The following is an 18,260-nucleotide window of genomic DNA, read 5'->3' as shown; positions in this document are numbered from 1 at the left end:
GAGGTTTTAGAAATCGATCTGCACCTGGACGTAGCCGAAGTGCGCATTGTCGGCGGCCCCGGTATCGGACAGGTAATCACCGGCGACGTAGAGGCTGTAACCGGCCTGGAAGGCCACGTGAGGGTTCAGCTTGTAGATGGCGGTGAGGTCAAACTCCTGGCCACGAAAGCTGCTGGCATCACGGGCGGCGGCATTCACCGGGCGGACGGCGGTGACGCCATTCACACGACGCCAGGCGTCATCGTTACTGGCGTTCCAGTAGAGGTGATAGTCCAGCATGACCTTCAGCTTGGGCGTGGGAGTGAAGCTGAAATTAAGCTGGGGATTGTGGAGGTTCAGCCAGCCGGTGGTGTCCATGTATCCGTAGAACAGATGGTTGGTGGGATACAGGTTCTGGAAGGTTTCGATATCGCCATCTGCGGGATCCTGGTCGCCGGTGGCATAGTTGTATTGAAGGCCGAAGCGCGGCTTCCATGCATGATTGAAATTGTAACCAAGGCCCCAGTGACCGGCGAAAGCGGTCAGGTCGCGGCCATTGACTTCACCGGTCTGGAAGGCCATTTCGGTCTCATAATCCCAGCCGCCAAGTTTCTTTGGATCGCCCTTCCAGAGGGTGCCGAAGGTGAAGAAACTGGTCTCGCCAAGACGTGGGCCAAAGGCACCGGTGCCATCGTCACGCTTATGGAAGACATAGAAGTCCGTGGTTGTGTTAATGGGGATCCACTTGCTGCTGAGATAGATGCCGCTGAAGACTTCATTCAACTGCGTGTCATCATCCAGCAGGGTGGACTGGTTCCATTTGTGGTCCCGGAAAACCACGGGGCTGGAACTGAAGAGATCCAGGGCCCAGGAATCCGAGGCATAGCGGAGTTTGACGGCATCAAAGGTGCGGGCCTGATTCAGCCACTCGAGCGGACCGACCAGACGCTGGTCGCCGTAGCTGAGGAACTGGCGGCCAACGGTGGCGCTGATGCCTTTCTTCAGATCCCCGGCCTGGATGTAGGCCTTGAGGACGTCAAAGGTGTCGTCACCTTCGGCTGCAAAGACGCCGATTTCGTTGGGCCGGCTGCCGCCGATCTCACGCACATCCTGACCCTGGACGTAAAGTTTGAGCCAGGGAGTCATGCTATAGCCAATGCCTAACCGGAAGCGCTGCAAGAGCCAGGAGGCGTCTTGAGGGCCATTGACGTCACTGTTGAAGTCAAAGTTGTTTTCACGGATCTCAGCACGCATCTTTTCCTGGATATCGACGGTGATCTTGCCGTCGAAGAGGGTGATGGGTGCGTAGCCCGGCGGGGGCAGGGGAGCTGGGGCCGCCGGTGGTGGGGTGGGGGTGCCTGCTTGGGCCATGGAGACCGTTGCCAGGAGGAGTGCTAGCCTTTTCATTCAGTGTATGGGAGTATGGATGCGTTGTTTTTTCTCGGCTAAGCGGCGGCTGTCGGGAAAGGGTAGGTGTGGGCATGGGCGGCCATTTCGGCAGCCATGTCCGGGGATGGCTGGAACTCCGGCTCACGGCTGGGGCGGATGTGTGAGCGGTCGTTGAGGAAGGTGATGAGACGCTCGCGCAGCTCGTAGTAGCGCGGGTCTTCCATGATCTCCTTGCGGTTGCGTGGACGCTCGAAGGGGATGTTTAAAATGTCCCCCACTTCGGCCTCGGGGCCGTCGGTCATCATGACGACACGGTCCGAAAGGAAGATGGCCTCATCCACATCATGGGTGACCATGAGCGTGGTGATGCTGTTGCGCCGCCACAGGTCCAGGAGCACCTCTTGAAGCTCGTAACGGGTGAGGGAATCCAGCATGCCGAAGGGCTCGTCCAGCAGCAGCATCTTGGGCTGCAGGGCAAAGGCGCGGGCAATGCCGACGCGCTGTCTCATGCCCTGGGAAAGCTCAGACGGAAGCTTGTGCATGGCCTCGGCGAGACCGACGATGCTGAGATAATACTCGGCCACCTGGCGGCGCTCGGCCTTGCTGGCGGTGAAATACACCTGGTTCACGCCAAGCATGACGTTTTCAAAGGCGGTCATCCAGGGAAGCAGGCAAGGGGACTGGAAAACGATGCCTCGATCCGGGCCAGGGCCGACGGCTTCTTTGCCTGCGAGAATCATGTTGCCTTTGCTGACGTCACTGAGACCGGCGACCATCATGAGTACGGTGCTTTTACCGCAGCCGCTATGCCCGATGAGGGTGGCGAAATCGCCTTCCTTGAGCTTCAGATTGAAGTTCTTGACGATGGTGGCCGGACCTTTGGGGGTGTCGTAGATCTTCCACAGACGGTCCAGTTCCAGCATTTTTGGGTTCATCACACTCATGCGGTCACCTCCACTTCTTCGTGTTTGATTTCGTTGCGGCGCTTCGGTCCCCGGCGATTCAGGAATTGGAAGCTGTTTGCCTGGGTCAGGTCTTCGGGCAGGATGTCCGGCAGGGTCAGCTTGCGGCTGGACTTCACTTTGTTTTTTCCTTTGGCATCCAGCAGGGTGGTGATCAGATGGGCGCGCAATTTCTTGAATTTTGGGTCGTGATTGATGGCCTTGCGGTCGCGTGGCCGCTCGATGTCCACGGTGATGGATTCACCCAGCGTGGCAGGGGAGGTAGGCAGGAGGGGGATGACGCGGTCGGCCACCAGGATGGCTTCATCGGGGTCATTGGTGATCCAGATGACGGTGGTCTTGTTGTTCAGCCAGATCTCAGCGATCTCGTCCTGAAGCTGGGCGCGGGTAAGTGCATCCAGGGCGCTCAGGGGTTCGTCCATGAGCAGCACTTTGGGGTTCATGGCCAGGGTGCGGGCGACGGAAACGCGCTGCCTCATGCCACCGGAGAGCTCCTTGGGCAGCTTGTGGGCTGCAGGGGTGAGCTTCACCATGCCGATGTATTTGGCGACGTGGGCAGCACGCTGTTCTTTGCTCCAGTCCTTGAAGACTTCATCCACGGCGAGGGAGATGTTTTCCGCCACGGTCAGCCAGGGAAGAAGGGAGTAGTTTTGGAACACCAGACCACGGTCGGGTCCGGGCTCGGTGATGGGCTTGCCTTCAATCATGGCCACGCCGGTGTCCGGTTTGACCAGGCCTGAGATGAGGTTGATCAAGGTGCTTTTTCCTGACCCGGAATAACCAACAATGACGACAAACTCGCCTTCCTCGACGGACAGGTTGATGTCCTTGAGGACCTCGCTGCGGTCCCCTGGGGAACCGAAGCCTTTGGAAGCGTTTTTAATTTCGATGAGCGGCATATCGAATGAAGTTCCTCCGGTTAAGCGGTTTTGAAGCGGCCCTCGATCATGCTCATGAGGCGGTCCAGCACGTAGCCGATGACGCCGATGGTGAGGATGCAGAGGATGATGTGGGCGAAGCTGTTGGCATTGTATTGCTGCCAAAGGAAGCCGCCGATGCCGGGGCGCCCGGTGAGCATTTCCACAGCAACGATGACCAGCCAGGCGATGCCGAGGCTGAGCCGGAAGCCGGTAAACATGTAGGGCAGGGTGGATGGCACGAGGACCTTCCAGAGTGTCTTGTTTTTGGAGAGCTTCAGCACCTTGGCCACATTCAGATAATCCTGCGGCACAGCACGCACGCCAACGGCGGTGTTCATGACCGTGGGCCACATGGCGCAGATGGCGATGGTGAAGAGCGCGGCGGCATCCGAGGCTCCGAACGTGGTGCGGCCACCTGCGTCCACGATCTGTACCCCGCTGAAGAGGATCATTCCCAATGGCAGCCAGGCCAGCGGCGAGACGGGTCGCAAGACCTGAATGATCGGGTCAAACGCGATGGTGAACTTCTTGGACAGACCCAGGAAGAACCCAATGGGCGTGCCAATGATGAGCGCCAGGAAGTAACCCTGGGCGACCAGTTTGAGCGACAGCCAGGTGAACCTCAAGATGCCCTGATCCAGCTCGCCACGCTTGGCGAAGGGCTCCACGACATAAAGCTTGCTGGCGGTCCAGGTCTCCGCCGGAGTGGGCAGATCTTTGGAGACGCCGAAGCGTTTGGTTTCTTTGACCATGTCACCCCAGTCATCTTTCTTGACGGTGGTGACCGATTTGCCTGCAATGCTGTACCAAAGGAGGCAGCAGACCAGGATGGCTGCCAGAGGCAGGAGCACGGTGTCGAGTTTGTAGCGAGTTATAAAGTGCATGAATTTATGATTTACGATTTATGACTTATGATTTGAAATCAGTGTCCTATGACGAACCAAGAGATGAAGGATCGGACGATGGAATTTGCGGTGCGAATTTTGAAACTGGTGGACTCGTTACCGCAGACCACGGCGGGCAAGACGGTGGGAGGCCAGATCGCCAGAAGCGGAACTTCAGTGGCTGCGAACTACAGATCGGCTCTTCGAGCAAAGTCCGATGCGGACTTCATCAACAAGATCACGATCGTTCTTGAAGAGGCTGACGAAAGCGGGTTCTGGATAGAACTGGCTGAGCGGGCTAAACTGCTTCCTGGCAAGCGTTTGAAAGCTTTGCAGCAAGAAGCGGAAGAACTCACGAAGATCTTCAATGCCACCCGCAGCACGACCAAGCGCCGTGCACGGCCAAATCATAAATCGTAAATCATCAATCATAAATGACTCAGGCTTTGAGGCTTTTGATGGCGAAGCTGGCGGCGTAGGCTTCCATGTCGCCTTTGGGGTCGAAGACGCTGCCGTCGAAGAGGGATTCGGGCTTGTCATCAGCACCGCCGTGGGCGTAGCCGATCTCCTTCATGGCCTCTTCGTAGATGTCAGCACGCATGACTTTTTTGGTCACTGCTTCGTAGTCAGGTGCGCCTTCGGTAAAGCCCCAGCGACGGAGCTGCGTGAGCCACCACTGGCAGTATTTGGCCTGCGGGTAGTTGCAGTTGCGATCACTGAAGATCATGTAATCCGGGTCGCGGAAGCGGCGTCCGTCGCCCATGTCATACTTGCCCTGCAGACGGCCGAGGATGGTCTCGGGGGGGCAGTTGATGTAAGTTGGTGCGCTGACGATGTTGGCCTGCTCTTCGCGGTTTTCCATTTTGTCCAGCCAGATGCTGGACTCATGCAGGGCCTTGAGCACGGCCTTGACGGTCTTCGGGTTTTTATCGGCAAACTCCTCGGTAAAGGCGCAGACTTTTTCAGGGTGATCCTTCCACATGGCCTGGGTGGTGATGGAGGTGAAACCGATGTCGTCTGTGATGGAGCGGGCGTTCCAGGGCTCGCCCACGCAGAAGCCGTCCATCTGGCCCACCTTCATGTTGGCCACCATCTGTGGAGGCGGGATGGTGATGAGGGAGATATCGGCATCGGCTCCATTGGCATCTCCTGGATGGATGCCGCCAGCGGCCAGGTAATAACGCATCCACATGGCATGCGTGCCGGGCGGGAAGGTCATGGCGAAGGTCATCGGTCTGCCGGCAGCTTTGGCTTCGTCCACAAAGGGCTTCAGCGCTTTAGGATCATCGGCTACTTTGCCTTTGAGTTCCTTTTTCAGTGTAATGGCCTGACCATTGCGGTTGATCAGCCAAGGGATGACCATCGGTTTTTTCGGAGCGCCTCCCAGGCCCATGGTGCTGGCGATGGGCATGCCGATGAGCATGTGCGTGGCCTGGAGGTCGTTGTTGCTCAGGGAGTCGCGAATGGCAGCCCAGCTGGCACCTTTGGTGACGGTGGACTTGATGCCATACTTGTTAAATAGACCCTTCTCATGAGCGATTACGATGCTGGAACAATCGGTCAGGGCGATCATGCCAAAGTTGAGGTCGGACCGTTCCGGAGAATCATCGGCGTAGGCACTGCCGACCCAGCCCTGGGGCAGGCCGGAGAGAAGTGTGCCGAGACCGGCAGCGGTGGAACGTTGAAGAAGGCTGCGGCGTGAGATGGTGGAGGTGTGGGATTTCATGCTTGGACGGGGGTGGCGCGTTTGCTGGATTTGCGTGGTTTTGGGGAGATGGTTTGAGGGGCGGTAAAAAGGAGGGAATCGGAGGTCCAGCAGGCACGCATGGCCTCCGAGGCTTCGGCGCGCTGGGATGGCAGGAGGAGGCCGTGGGTGATGAACTCCTCCAGCAGCCAGCGGCCACGTTCGCTGGTGGGAATGTTGGCTTCGCGGCGGTGAAAAATGTGGAAGCTGGCGGCATCCGCCGACTTGCCGGTGCCCAGGTCAAAGGGGCCGACGAGGGATTTGCGCATGATTGCTTCGCCATTGCTGAAGAAGCCGCTGTCGGCCAGGATGCGGGCCACCTCCGGACGGTTGTCCATTTCGTCGCAGAACTTGCAGGCTTCCTGTAGGGCGGCGGTGATGGCCTGCGCCTGGTCCAGGTGCTGCTCAATGAAGGTCTCGTTCATCAGCAGTACTTTCTCTGGATGATTGGGAGCGAGGTCTTCGCTGGTGGCTGCGACCCAGCCGATGCCTTTTTCAACGGCGACGGAGTTCCATGGTTCGCCGACGCAATAGCCGTCAATGAGCCCGGCGGCCATGTTGGCGGCCATCTGGGTGGGAGGCAGGGCCACGATGCGGACGTCCTGGTCAGGATTGATGCCGCCTGTTGCCAGCCAGCGACGGAGCAGGAAGTGATGAGAGGCATAGCGAGAGACCATGCCAAAGGTGAGGCGGCGAGAGGTGGTGCTGCGGATCAGCTTCTTCAAGGTGAATGCATCACGCACACCACGGTTCCAAAGATCGCGGCTGAGGGTGATGGCATCGCCGTGCAGATTGAAGACGAATGGGGCCACCATCCTTGACGGGGGAGTGCTCAGTCCCAGACGCATCGCAAGCGCCAGCCCGGCGATGGCGTGTGCGGCGTCCACCTGGCCATAGAGCAGCTTTTCCCGGATGGTGGCCCACCCGACCTCACAACTGAGTTCGACCCTGACTCCTTGTTTGCGAAACAGCTCCTTCTCCCGTGCCACCAGCAGCGGGGCGCAGTCCGCCAGCGGAATAAATCCGATGCGGACCGGCTGGATAACACCGGTGAGGGTGGGGGTGGAGATGAGTGCTGACTTCGGCATGGCAGCCATTCACATCAGCAGCCGTGGTGCCAGCGTGCCAGGTTCATGCAGAAACCACGCGCAATCCTTTTCACATGTTGTATGAATGGAATTCATGGACCAACCGCTCGATACCCGGCAGCTTCGCGCCTTCCTTTCACTTGCCCGCAGCGGCAGCTTTACCCAGGCAGGGCGGGAGCTGCATCTCACGCAGTCTGCGATCAGCCACGGCATCAAGGCCCTGGAGACGGATCTCGCCTGCCAGCTTTTCCATCGCCAGGGAAAGAGCGTACACCTCACGCACCATGGCCGTGAGCTGCTGCCTCATGCGGAAACGATCATGCAGGCGATGAACCAGGCGCGTGCGTCATTAGGTGCCCTGGACAAGACGCCACGGGGGCGCCTAACCATAGGTTGTACACCGGCTGCCTCGCAGTTTATCCTGCCGACCGTGTTCCGCGAGTTTAAGGAAAGCTTTCCGCAATATGAAATCCGTGTGCTGCCGGGGGAGACGCCGCAGACCATCGAGCGGCTGCTGAACAATGAAGTGGATCTGGCGGTGACGCTGCGCCCACCGGATGTGACACGGCTGGAGTGTCACGGCATCTTTGAAGATGAGCTGGAGTTTCTCGTATCGCCCCTGCACGCCTGGGCCACCAAGGCACCGAAGGTCAAAGATGCCACGGCGGAGACGTTCATTGTCTCCAGCCGCAGCAGCCTTAACTTTTCCATGATCCAGGAGTTCTTCTTGAAGCAGGGCGTGCGGCTCAATCACTTCATCGAACTGGGCAGCAGCGAGGCGATCAAGGAGCTGGCCAAGCTGGGACTGGGCATTGCCATTGCGGCACGCTGGATCGCCCGTGCGGAGATTGAGGCCGGCCAGCTTGTGCCGGTCCCCCTGCCCAAGGCGAAACTGAAGAGGCGATGGGTAACATCATCTTTAAAAGGGCGTCCCTTAAATCTGGCAGAAAGAACCTTTGTGGGCTTATGTGAGGAAGTGGGACGGCGGATGAACTGAACTCAATCCCTGTCCTGTTCAATTCATGATCACCGGTTCCCCTTATCAATACTGTTCCCGTTGCGGCAGCGAATCCATGGTGCCTGCCAGCGGGCGGGAGTTTGTTTGCGATGAGTGCGGCTACCGTCATTTTGTGACCCCCTTTCCCGCAGCCTGTGCCTTGATCATGGATTCGCAAAAGCGTCTCCTGGTGACACGGCGCGCGCATGAGCCAGGGCTGGGCAAGCTGGGATTGCCGGGCGGTGTGATTGAGCCGGGTGAGACTGGTGAAGAGGCTGCTGCCCGTGAAACACATGAGGAGGTGGGGCTGAGCATCCCGGTGGCCGATTTCAAATATTTCGCCTCTTTGCCTAACCTGTACCTGTTTCAGGATTATCTGTGGCCGACGATTGACCTTTTTTATATCGTCAAGGTTCCCGACTTTTCAGCGGTTGAGGTCAGCCTTGATGAGGTGTCAGAGACCTTCACGCTATCCCTGAACGACATCAATTTGGATGAATTTGCCTTCGAATCGAATGTGGAAGCTGTGCGGAGGTTGCAAGAAGTGCAGGCCCGGCTTGGTTGAGGTCTCATGATGCATCCACTTTTTGATCTCACCGGCAAATCAGCACTCGTCACAGGCGGCAGCAAAGGATTGGGCAAGGCAATGGCGCGCGGCTTTGCTGAAGCCGGAGCCAATGTCATGATTTCCAGCCGGAGCGAAGCTGAACTCAAAGCCGCCGCTGCTGAAATCGGCGAAGGTTTAAATGTCAAAGTGGAGTGGATGGTGGCGGACATGATTGACCGTGCGCAGGTGAAGACACTGGCGGATGAAGCGGTGAAACGCCTGGGAAAGGTGGACATCCTCATTAACAATGCCGGGTCCAACCAGCCGCAGGCCATTGACGAGATCACGGATGAAGCCTGGGACCGCATCGTGGAGCTGGACCTGACCTCCTGCATGGCGATGACGCGCTATCTGGTGCCAGGGATGAAGGAGCGGCAATGGGGTCGGGTGATCCACATTTCCTCCGTGCTGGGTGTGGGTTCGAAGGAAAAGCGCAATGTTTATTCCGCCTGCAAAGCGGGCCTGATCGGCATGGCCAAGGCCAGCGCCATTGACCTGGGCACTTACAACATCACCGTCAATTGCCTGTGCCCGGGACCTTTCCTGACGGACCTGCCAATGAGCCTGCTGAGTGATCCTGAAAAGGAAGCCTTTGCCAACCGCACCGCCTTGAAGCGCTGGGGGCTGCCGCGTGAGCTGGTGGGCCCGGCCCTCATGCTTGCGAGCGAAGCCGGCAGCTACATCACCGGCGAGGCTCTGCTGGTGGATGGCGGCGCGTATGCACGGGCGCTGTGATACGATCAGTCGTTAGGCCTGGCAGTTCACCCGCACCCATTCCAGGGCTTCTTCGCGGGTGCTGACCAGGCCTTCGAGCTGCGCGTTCTGCACTGCTGTCAGCGCTGCGCCCATCTGTTTGCCAGGCTCCCAGCCCAGCTCCATCAAGTCCCGGCCATTGATCAGCGGCTGGGGGATCAGCGGAGTGTGGGAAAACTCCTCCGCCTTTTCCTTCATAAATTCATAGTTGTCCAGCAGCCCGTTGGAGCCCAGGCAGTCCACGCGATGAAGTGCCAGTTCATCGTCCCAGGTGGGGCGTGCCATCATGCGCTTCAGCGTGCTGTTGCGCATTTTTTTCACATCCTTAAAAACCATGTGATGCTCCACGGCCACCTGGGTCGGCTCAATGACATCGTTGGGGAATTTCAACCTGCGCAAAATGTCGCCGGTCATCTCCGCGCCGAGCTTGTCGTGGCCGTTGAAACGGATGCGGCCCGTGTCCTCATCCACGGTGAATGTGGCCGGTTTGGCGATGTCATGCAGCAGCACACTCAGCACCAGGGGCAGGGAAACCTGCTCCGGCAGCAGACTAAGCATGAGGCGTGTGTGAACGAATACATCACCCTCCGGGTGCCACTGTGGCGGTTGCTCCACACCTTTTAGCACGAGGATTTCCGGCAGCACCTGGGCCATGAGGCCGCTGTCCACCAGCAGGTCAAATCCGCGCAGGCGGTTGGGATGCAGAAAGATTTTGATCAGTTCATCACGGATGCGCTCCGCACTCACCGTGCTGATGGCATCTGCATGCTCGCACAGGGCGGCCCAGGTCCCGATTTCGATCTCAAAGTCCAGCACGGTGGCAAAGCGCACCGCACGCAGCATGCGCAGGCGGTCCTCGGCAAACCTTTGAGAGGCATCGCCAATGGCCCGCAGAATTTTGGCTTCCAGGTCCTGCTGGCCGTTCACATAGTCAATGATGCGATCTTCCACCGGATCGCGAAACAGACCGTTCACGGTGAAATCACGACGTTGGGCATCTTCCTCAGCGGTGGCAAAAGTCACGCTTTCAGGCCGTCGGCCATCCTTGTAACTGCCGTCAGTGCGGAAGGTGGCCACTTCAATGTGATGGCCGTTCAGTCTGACGATCACCACGCCGAAATGCGCACCCACGGTTTGTGCGCCGGGGAACAGGGCCACGACCTGGGCCGGGGTGGCATTGGTGGCCACATCATAGTCCTTTGGCTCCTTGCCCAGCACATAGTCACGCACACAGCCGCCGGCCAGCAGCGCCTGATGACCCTGCTCACGCAGCGTCAGGATGACCTGGGTGGCGGCATGGAGCATCCGTTCAGTGCTTGGCGGCCACACCTGCCGGCTTGGCCGCAGGCCGGTTGGTCGGGGCAAACTTGGCCACCATGAAGGCCCCGCAGGCGGCCAGCACAATGCCGACGACAAACTGCCACGGCAGCGACTTCACCCCGCCCGCTGGCGGATGCAGCAGCATGGCCACCACGGTATTTACCACCGGAGCACCGGCGAAAACGATGGGCATCACAGCCGCCGGTGCCGCCCCTTTATAAATGGCCGCCGCAGCGCCGAGCGCCAGTACCAGGGTGAAGGCACCCAGGGCACCCGCCACGCCAGCGATGAAGCTCCAGGTCATGCCGCTGCCGGTGAAGCTCCAGTTCGTGCCCCGCTGCCAGAGCACCAGAACCGGACCCAGCACGGCCACGACAAAGTAGGCGATGCCGACAAACAGGAAGGCTTTCAGACTGGCATTGGCCGTCTCAGGTCCCGGCAGGGTGCCGTCCGGCATCAGCCCGCGGCCCTTGTGAAGAATGATGCCATAAACGCCCCAGGAGAGCACGGTGAGCAGGGCAAAGGTGAGCCAGGTCATGTTGGATTTTTGGGTTGGAGGATTCACGCCGTAGAAAAACGTTGGAAACCCCTTATGTGGATCAAAAACCTGCCAGGACAAAGCTTTTGTTCGTTTTCGCTGCCTGGATCATTTGGCCGCCACCAGAGTGACACCGATGGCGAATACCATCAGCAGGAGCAGAAGCCCAAAGATCCAGGCGATGATTTTCCCCGCAGTGTCCAGCCGTCCGATATTCGCATATCCCTCCTGGCAGGCCAGGCAGCGGAATCCGATAAAAAGGTTGGCGATGGGTATAAACATCAGCAGACACCACCAGGGATTCATGCCTATGTTTTTGAGGCGTTGAAAAACGGTCACCACTGAGGCTACAACGACTAAAATGAGAATCACAAATCCCGCCATGGCATCTTGATTCTGAGTCATGGTGGCCAGAAATGCATTCGCAATGCCGAGCACGAAACTGATGCCAAAATAGGCCAGCCTGCCGATGCCTCCATAATAATTACGCACTCCACGCGAAGCCGCCGTCTCCCAGGGGCTCGTTGGCGGTGCATAGGGATTGAGGGGATCGGAATTGGCAGTGACCAGCAAAGAGGGAATGGCTGTGGAAATGCTCTGCCAGTCTCTCATGCCTTCACGCCAGCACAGGTCAGAATCTTTGATGTGGCCGGACCGCATCATGTCCTCGAGCTGCTTCAAACTGTAAGGCCCTTGCTGCTGGCCATTGGGAGCGACGAAGTATGGATTCATGAGACAGATTCAGGAGACGGAAAAGACAGCGGTTAAAAAGAACGCGCCCATCCAAATGAACAAGGTACGATGCTTGTCAATGCCTAGTCGAAAATCCAAGGAAGTTCGCTGCTTCGATTGCCCCCTGCTATCCAATCTGTGGCAGTGCCAGCAGCTCCGCAGGAGCCACCGTGATGCGGTCGCGGATTCTCTCCGGGATGTTGACCGCCTTCATTTTTCCAGTCACGGGATCTCTCCGCACACTCGCGGCCACTAGTTTTCCTTCGGCACAAAGCTCCCCATTGTTTTTCCAAAAGCGGATCACATAACGGATGGTTTTGGCGCGGATCTCCTCCACCAGCAGTTCCATGGTGAATTCCTCCTCAAACACCAGCGGTGCCTTGAAATCGCAGGAAATGTGGACCCGTGGCCAGCCCACCCGTTCCTCAACCGGAATCTCATTCGACTTGTCCCAAATGGACATACCCAGTGCCCGGAAGAAATCATGCTCCACCCGTTCCATATAGCGGAAAAAATTGGAGAAGTGGACGATGCCCGCCATGTCCGTATCGGCAAACTGGACGCGGTCGGAGAGGGTGTGGCGGTACATGGCGGGGAAAGGGAAGGAGTGCTCAGTTCGCAGTGCTCAGTTTTTGACCAGTTCGACGAGCACGGCTTTTTGGGCGTGGAGGCGGTTTTCTGCCTGGTCAAAGATGACGTCAGCCTGGGCTTCGAGAACTTCTTCGGTGATTTCCTTGCCACGATAGGCGGGCAGGCAGTGCATGATAATGGCCTCGGGCTTGGCGTGCTTGAGGAGGGCGGCATTGATCTGCCAGGGGCGCAGGGTTTCGATGCGACCGGTAGCCTCTTCTTCCTTGCCCATGCTCACCCAGACATCCGTGTAAATGGCATCAATGCCTTCGACGGCGGACTTGGGGTCATCGGTGACGGTGACGGTTTTGCCGGGAATCTGCGCCATGAAGTCCGCTGCGGGCTGAAATTCCTTCGGTGCACCGATGACCAGTTCAAAACCGAGCCGCGCACTCGCCCAGATCCAGGAGCGGGCAACGTTGCAATCGCCATCGCCGAGGAAGGCGACGCGGCGGCCTTTCCAGCTGCCGAAGCGCTCATTGATGGTTTGCAGGTCCGCCAGGATCTGGCAGGGATGCTCGTCATCGGTGAGGGCATTGATGGTGGGGATGCCGCTGTATTCGGCAAAGTCCACCACATCCTGCTGGGCAAAGGTGCGGATGATGGCACCGTCAATCATGCGGCCCATGACGCGGGCGGTGTCCTTGATGGGTTCGCCCCGGCCTAACTGGATGTCTGCTGAGGAAAGGAACATCACCTGGCCGCCGAGTTCGCGCACGCCCACCTCAAAACTGACTCGTGTGCGGGTGGAAGACTTGCTGAAAATGAGCGCCCAGTTCTGGCCCGCCAGCACCTGGGGGCAGCTCTTGCGGTTCTTTTTCAGCACAGCCGCCTGCTCAATCAGGTTTTCGATTTCGGCGGCGCTGAGCTGCTTGATGGAAAGGAGATGTTTCATGGGAGAAAATTATTCAAGATTCGCCATCGCGGCGAGGGTAGTTTTAAAGATGTCCAGCGCCTCCGCAGCCTGGGTCTCGGTGAGATTCATCGGCGGCAGCCAGCGTACCACTTTTGGCCCGGCAGGGACGACGAGCAGACCCGCGTCGAGCATGGCTTTGGCCACATAAATGGAGGCAATTTTGCCTGAAGCCTTCACAGCTTCTTTGGAGGCCAGAGTGGCCTCATCAAGTTCAAATCCGATCATCATGCCAAAGGCGCGGATATCCGTGATCAACGGCTGTTTCCATGAGGCTACTTCTCCGGCGATCTTGCGGCCCAGGCTGGCGGAGTGCGCGGGCAGGTTGTCACGCAGGATGACGTTCAGTGTGGAAAGCCCGGCGGCGCAGGCCAGGGGGCTGCCGCCATAGGTGGTGCCGTGGGTGCCGGGGCCGAGGAGATCGCAAAGCTTCGTTTCGTTGGCATCGCTAAGCGGCCGTTCCTTGATCCAGAAGGAGCCCAGGGGAAAGCCGCTGCCGATGGACTTGGCCCAGCTGATGGCATCGGGCTGGATTTCATCGCCCGGCAGGATGGAGCGCCAGCCACAGGTTTCGCCGGTCCGGCCCAGGCCGCATTGTACTTCATCCAGCAGCATGAGCAGGTCGTGCTGCTGGCACAGGGACTGCACGGTGCGCAGGAAATCCGGTGTAGCGGGGTTGACGCCACTTTCCCCCTGCATGGGTTCAAAAAGAATGGCCACGGTCTTTTCCGTGATGGCGTTTTTCAGTGCCGCCGGGTCATTGAAAGGAACATAAACAAAACCGGGCACGATGGGACCAAAACCGCCATGGATCTTCTCCTGCGCGGTTGCGCTCATGGCTCCAAAGGTCCGGCCATGGAAGCTGCCGGCAAAGGTGATGATCTCATAACGGGGACTGCCGTCCGGCAGGGGCTTGGTCACGCCGTATTTGCGGGCCAGTTTGATCATGCCTTCATTGGCCTCCGCACCGCTGTTGCAAAAGAAGCATTTGCCGGGAATTTTGACAATCTCCTCCACCAGGATGCGGGCGAGCTGTGCCTGACCCTGGATGCAGTACCAGTTGGACACATGCATCAGTTTGTGCGCCTGCGCTGCGATGGCATCTGCCACCTCCGGGTGGGCATGGCCCAGCGGGCACACGGCGACGCCACCGGCAAAGTCGAGATATTTTTTCCCCTCGTTGTCCCATAGGTAGGGACCTTCGCCGCGTTGCGGCCAGATCTGAAAACGCCCGTAATTGGGCATCACATACTGGTCCATCCACGCCGGGTCGAAGTCGTTCATTCTGTCCATTTTGTTAAATCCTGAAATCTGTTGGTCTTTAAAATCCGCTTTCCGTTTTCATCCATACTCCGCTCGCGCTCGGAGGGTCACAGATGAATCTCCGTGCCGATCCCCACATCGGTGAAAATCTCCAAAATCAGTGCGTGGGGGATGCGCCCGTCAATGAGGTGCACCTTGCCCACGCCTCCTCGCAGCGATTCCAGGCTGGAGTCCACCTTGGGGATCATGCCGCCGCTGATGATGCCTTCCTTTTTCAGCTCTTCGATGGCCGCCGGATTCAGGCTGGGAATTAGCGTGCTTTCGTCTTTGAAGTCACGCATGACGCCGCGCACATCGCTCAGGAAAATGAGCTTCGTCGCCTTCAGCCGCGTGGCCAATGCACAGGCGGCCAGGTCGGCATTCACATTCAGGGTCTTGCCGCTTTCGTTCTCGCGCGCGACAGGGGAGACGACTGGTACAAATTCCCCCGCCACTGCCGCCTGGATGAGCCCCAGCTTGCAGTCATTCACCTCGCCCACCCAGCCGAGGTCGCCCTTCATCTTTTCTCCGGTGAAGACTTCCGTGCCGGGCACGCCAACAGCCTTGCCTCCAAAGGCATTGATTTTGTTGACGATGTCCGGATTGATCACGCGGGCCAGGGTTTGCTCCACGATTTTGATGGTCTCCTCATCGGTCACGCGCATGCCGTTGATGAACTTAGCCTCCAGGCCGCTGTCTTTCATCGCCTTGGATATGGCCTTGCCGCCGCCATGGACGATGACGGGATTGATGCCCACGGCTTCCAGAAAGACCACGTCTTTAAGAAAGGTGTCCACCACCGCCGGGTCTTCCATGGCACTGCCGCCCACCTTGATCAGAAAGGTGCAGCCTCGGAATCCTTGCATGTAGGGCAGGGCTTCCAAAAGGACATCGGCTTTCTTGATCTGGTTTTCGTTCATTGGCAAAGGGGGAAAGGTGGGAAGGATAGGCACCCACACGCAGCGTCAAGCAATTCGACGGAAATTTTCTGAAAAAAATGAGCCATGTCTTTCCAATCAGGTCTCACAAAATTGCCTCCTGCGCAATGTTACTGTAACAGTCATCAAATGATTGTAATAGATCATTACCGGCGTTTATGAGAGGCTCGAAAGAACCAACCCTGTCTAAATGAAGTTACCTCGTACATTGCTTGCCGCGCTTGCGGCCACCGCACTCTCCAGTCACGCCCAGCAGGTCTGGGTGGAGGCCGAATCCTTTGCCAACCATGGAGGCTGGATGCTGGACACCCAGTTTATTGACATCATGGGCTCGCCCTACCTCCTGGCCCATGGCATGGGCTCGCCAGTGAAGGATGCGGAGACCGAAATCACCATTGCCGAACCTGGGAACTACAAGGTCTGGGTGCGCACGAAAAACTGGGTCGGACCTTGGGATGCCCCGGGGGCTCCTGGTAAATTCCAGGTCAGTGTCAATGGCAAGGTTCTGGACAAAGTGCTCGGCACTGAAGGCAAAGACTGGCTTTGGGAAGAAGCCGGCACGGTGGAGCTTTCCGGCAAGGCCACTCTGGGCCTGGTGGACAAAACCGGCTTCGACGGCCGGGTGGACGCCATCGTCCTCAGCAAAGACGCTTCCTTTACCCCTCCCGCAGATTTGGCAGCCACGAATATGCTGCGCAAAAAACTCCTGGGCCTGCCTGAAGTGGCTCCTGAAACGGAAGAATATGATCTGGTCGTCGTCGGTGGCGGTTATGCCGGTATGGGCTCCGCCATCTCTGGCGCACGTCAGGGCCTGAAAGTGGCCTTCATCCAGAACCGTCCGGTCCTGGGTGGCAACGGCTCCAGCGAAGTGCAGGTCTGGGCCATGGGCGGCACCCGTCGCGGCCTGTATCCGCATCTTGGTGAAATCGTCGAGGAATTCGCCGACCGCGCCAGCAACAGCCCGGCACCTTCCCCAGAGGAATACAACGACAAGCTGAAGGAGGAAGTCGTGAAGGCCGAAGTGAACATTGACCTCTTCCTCAACACCCACGTGTATGCCGTGGAAATGGAAAAGGCGGATGACAAGAAGATCCGCAGCGTGACCGGCTTGGACACCCGCACGGGCAAAGAGACCCGCTTTCGTGGCAAATTCTTCAGTGACTGCACAGGGCACGGCAGTGTCGGTTATCTGGCCGGAGCCACCATCCTGCAGGAAGAAAAAGGCCGCATGGGCATGAGCAACATGTGGGTGCTGAAAAAGACCGCCCATCCCAAACCATGGCCGCCAACCCCTTGGGCGCTGGACCTCACCCTTGAAGACTTCCCTCTGCCCCGTCCGATGGATCCAGTGGGTGTGAAGAACAAACCCAACATGATTGGTTATGACCTGGGTTATACCCCGGCTGAAAATTATGAAGACTACCTCCACGGCCCTTGGTTTTGGGAGAGCGGCTTCGACCAGGACCCCATCAATGGCCTGGAGCGCATCCGTGACTGGAACTTCCGCGCCGTCTATGGTGCCGTCAGCGCCATGAAAAAGTACGCGCCTGATGAATACGGCAACTACGACATGACCTGGCTGGCTTTTGTCGGCGGCACCCGTGAGTCCCGCCGCATCGTCGGTGACCTCATCCTCCCTGGTGAAGATATGGTCAATGGCGTCATCCATCCTGATGCCTGCGTGCCAACCACCTGGGACCAGGACCTGCATTACCCGAAAGAGCAGTATGCGGTGAAGTTCCCTGAAAACCCGTTCATCTCTCGCGCCCAGTTTGGTAAGCATACGGACCGTAAAAACGGCTATCCCGTGCCTTACCGCTGCCTGTATTCCAAGGACATCAGCAACCTGTTCATGGCCGGCCGCAACATCAGCGTGGACCGTTACGCCCTGGGCAGCACCCGTGTGATGCGCACCTGCGGCATGTTTGGCGAAGTGGTTGGCAAGGCCGCCTGGATCAGCGTCCGTCACCACACCACTCCGCGCGGTGTTTATGAGCAGTATCTGGACATCCTGAAGGACCTCATGAGCCAGCCCGGTGCCATGCGCCGCGACAGCCTGGAAGGCCCTCTTTACATGCCTGCCAATGCCAAGAAACTGCCTGAGGTGGTCAGTGATTCGCTTGATCCCAAGAAGCTCGAAGGCATCGTCATTGATGATACGGATGCCGAACTCGTCGGTAACTGGACCACCGGCGAAGGCCTCAAACCTTTCGTGGGCGAGCATTACAGCTACGGCCGGGGTGAGGGTGCCAGTGCCCGCTTCTCCTTTGCTGTCAAAGAGAGCGGCGAATACGATGTGCGCGTCTATTGGCAGCCACATGAAAACCGTGCCAAAAAAGCCCCGGTGACCGTGCTCAGCGCCGATGGCGAAAAGACTGTCCGGGTGGACCAGACCAAACCTGCGGCAGAGGCCAACGGTGCTCACAGCATCGGCACTTATAAATTCAATGCAGGCGAGGAAGCTGCCGTCATCTTCCGCACCGATGGTTCCGAGGGCAACGTGCACCTGGATGCCGTGCAGGTGATCAAAAAGTAAGTCTCAAGGCGATCTAAATGAGTGGCCG

At 58.3% G+C, this 18,260-nt stretch carries 18 protein-coding genes; 5 read left to right on the top strand and 13 right to left on the bottom strand.

Features of this window, described 5'->3' with window-relative positions:
• Positions 1 to 6 precede the first annotated feature (6 nt).
• The 4 genes from WJU23_RS11945 to ntrB are packed head-to-tail and all read right to left on the bottom strand — an operon-like array spanning position 7 to position 4,134.
• Entirely contained in the window at positions 7 to 1,386 is a 1,380-nt protein-coding gene (locus WJU23_RS11945; RefSeq protein ID WP_346332802.1) for an alginate export family protein, read from the bottom strand.
• A 38-nt stretch (positions 1,387 to 1,424) separates the two neighbouring features.
• On the bottom strand, positions 1,425 to 2,312 hold the full coding sequence (locus tag WJU23_RS11940) for an ABC transporter ATP-binding protein (RefSeq protein WP_346332801.1): 888 nt from the start codon (positions 2,310 to 2,312) through the stop codon (positions 1,425 to 1,427).
• On the bottom strand, positions 2,309 to 3,229 hold the full coding sequence (locus WJU23_RS11935; protein WP_346332800.1) for an ABC transporter ATP-binding protein: 921 nt from the start codon (positions 3,227 to 3,229) through the stop codon (positions 2,309 to 2,311). The genes WJU23_RS11940 and WJU23_RS11935 overlap by 4 nt, the downstream gene beginning before the upstream one ends.
• 20 nt (positions 3,230 to 3,249) lie before the next feature.
• Positions 3,250 to 4,134: a nitrate ABC transporter permease gene (ntrB, locus tag WJU23_RS11930; RefSeq protein ID WP_346332799.1), complete on the bottom strand. Its 885-nt coding sequence runs from the start codon at positions 4,132 to 4,134 to the stop codon at positions 3,250 to 3,252.
• Between the two features lie 48 nt (positions 4,135 to 4,182).
• On the opposite strand from ntrB, the gene WJU23_RS11925 reads away from it, so the two are divergent.
• Positions 4,183 to 4,554 carry a four helix bundle protein gene (locus WJU23_RS11925; protein ID WP_346332798.1) on the top strand — a complete coding sequence of 124 codons (372 nt, stop codon included), beginning with the start codon at positions 4,183 to 4,185 and terminating at the stop codon, positions 4,552 to 4,554.
• Between the two features lie 19 nt (positions 4,555 to 4,573).
• Here the strand turns inward: WJU23_RS11925 and WJU23_RS11920 are convergent, their stop codons facing one another.
• On the bottom strand, positions 4,574 to 5,860 hold the full coding sequence (locus WJU23_RS11920; RefSeq protein ID WP_346332797.1) for a CmpA/NrtA family ABC transporter substrate-binding protein: 1,287 nt from the start codon (positions 5,858 to 5,860) through the stop codon (positions 4,574 to 4,576).
• Complete coding sequence (locus tag WJU23_RS11915) at positions 5,857 to 6,966, bottom strand: CmpA/NrtA family ABC transporter substrate-binding protein (RefSeq protein ID WP_346332796.1); 1,110 nt, start codon at positions 6,964 to 6,966, stop codon at positions 5,857 to 5,859. The genes WJU23_RS11920 and WJU23_RS11915 overlap by 4 nt, the downstream gene beginning before the upstream one ends.
• A 94-nt stretch (positions 6,967 to 7,060) precedes the next feature.
• Here WJU23_RS11915 and WJU23_RS11910 point away from each other — a divergent pair, with 94 nt between their 5' ends.
• Genes WJU23_RS11910 through WJU23_RS11900 form a run of 3 tightly spaced genes read left to right on the top strand, consistent with a single transcriptional unit; the run spans position 7,061 to position 9,305 of the window.
• On the top strand, positions 7,061 to 7,963 hold the full coding sequence (locus tag WJU23_RS11910; protein WP_346332795.1) for a LysR family transcriptional regulator: 903 nt from the start codon (positions 7,061 to 7,063) through the stop codon (positions 7,961 to 7,963).
• 25 nt (positions 7,964 to 7,988) lie between these two features.
• The gene (locus tag WJU23_RS11905) at positions 7,989 to 8,528 is read left to right on the top strand and encodes an NUDIX domain-containing protein (RefSeq protein ID WP_346332794.1); all 540 of its coding nucleotides are present in this window, start codon (positions 7,989 to 7,991) and stop codon (positions 8,526 to 8,528) included.
• 6 nt (positions 8,529 to 8,534) lie between these two features.
• Positions 8,535 to 9,305, top strand: a complete 771-nt coding sequence (locus tag WJU23_RS11900) for an SDR family oxidoreductase (RefSeq protein ID WP_346332793.1) — start codon at positions 8,535 to 8,537, stop codon at positions 9,303 to 9,305.
• A gap of 12 nt (positions 9,306 to 9,317) precedes the next feature.
• Here WJU23_RS11900 and WJU23_RS11895 read toward each other — a convergent pair whose 3' ends face one another.
• The 7 genes from WJU23_RS11895 to argB all read right to left on the bottom strand — a co-directional run bounded on the left by WJU23_RS11895 (position 9,318) and on the right by argB (position 15,678).
• Positions 9,318 to 10,628 carry a CCA tRNA nucleotidyltransferase gene (locus WJU23_RS11895; protein WP_346332792.1) on the bottom strand — a complete coding sequence of 437 codons (1,311 nt, stop codon included), beginning with the start codon at positions 10,626 to 10,628 and terminating at the stop codon, positions 9,318 to 9,320.
• 4 nt (positions 10,629 to 10,632) lie between these two features.
• Positions 10,633 to 11,181 carry a hypothetical protein gene (locus WJU23_RS11890; RefSeq protein WP_346332791.1) on the bottom strand — a complete coding sequence of 183 codons (549 nt, stop codon included), beginning with the start codon at positions 11,179 to 11,181 and terminating at the stop codon, positions 10,633 to 10,635.
• Positions 11,182 to 11,289: 108 nt separating this feature from the next.
• Positions 11,290 to 11,913 carry a GYF domain-containing protein gene (locus WJU23_RS11885; RefSeq protein ID WP_346332790.1) on the bottom strand — a complete coding sequence of 208 codons (624 nt, stop codon included), beginning with the start codon at positions 11,911 to 11,913 and terminating at the stop codon, positions 11,290 to 11,292.
• Positions 11,914 to 12,040: 127 nt separating this feature from the next.
• Positions 12,041 to 12,502, bottom strand: a complete 462-nt coding sequence (locus tag WJU23_RS11880) for a thioesterase family protein (RefSeq protein WP_346332789.1) — start codon at positions 12,500 to 12,502, stop codon at positions 12,041 to 12,043.
• Between the two features lie 36 nt (positions 12,503 to 12,538).
• On the bottom strand, positions 12,539 to 13,438 hold the full coding sequence (gene argF / locus WJU23_RS11875; RefSeq protein ID WP_346332788.1) for an ornithine carbamoyltransferase: 900 nt from the start codon (positions 13,436 to 13,438) through the stop codon (positions 12,539 to 12,541).
• Positions 13,439 to 13,447: 9 nt separating this feature from the next.
• Positions 13,448 to 14,740 carry an acetylornithine transaminase gene (locus tag WJU23_RS11870; protein WP_346332787.1) on the bottom strand — a complete coding sequence of 431 codons (1,293 nt, stop codon included), beginning with the start codon at positions 14,738 to 14,740 and terminating at the stop codon, positions 13,448 to 13,450.
• 86 nt (positions 14,741 to 14,826) lie between these two features.
• Complete coding sequence (gene argB / locus WJU23_RS11865; RefSeq protein ID WP_346332786.1) at positions 14,827 to 15,678, bottom strand: acetylglutamate kinase; 852 nt, start codon at positions 15,676 to 15,678, stop codon at positions 14,827 to 14,829.
• Between the two features lie 208 nt (positions 15,679 to 15,886).
• Here argB and WJU23_RS11860 point away from each other — a divergent pair, with 208 nt between their 5' ends.
• Positions 15,887 to 18,232, top strand: coding sequence for an FAD-dependent oxidoreductase (locus tag WJU23_RS11860; RefSeq protein WP_346332785.1), 2,346 nt, complete (start codon positions 15,887 to 15,889; stop codon positions 18,230 to 18,232).
• The last annotated feature ends 28 nt before the right edge of the window (positions 18,233 to 18,260 follow it).

The sequence above is a fragment of the Prosthecobacter sp. SYSU 5D2 genome, from assembly GCF_039655865.1.
In the GTDB taxonomy this organism is placed as follows: Bacteria; Verrucomicrobiota; Verrucomicrobiia; order Verrucomicrobiales; family Verrucomicrobiaceae; genus Prosthecobacter.
The sequence above is the reverse complement of the archived record's forward strand: the minus strand, read 5'-3'. Positions and strand labels throughout refer to the sequence as shown.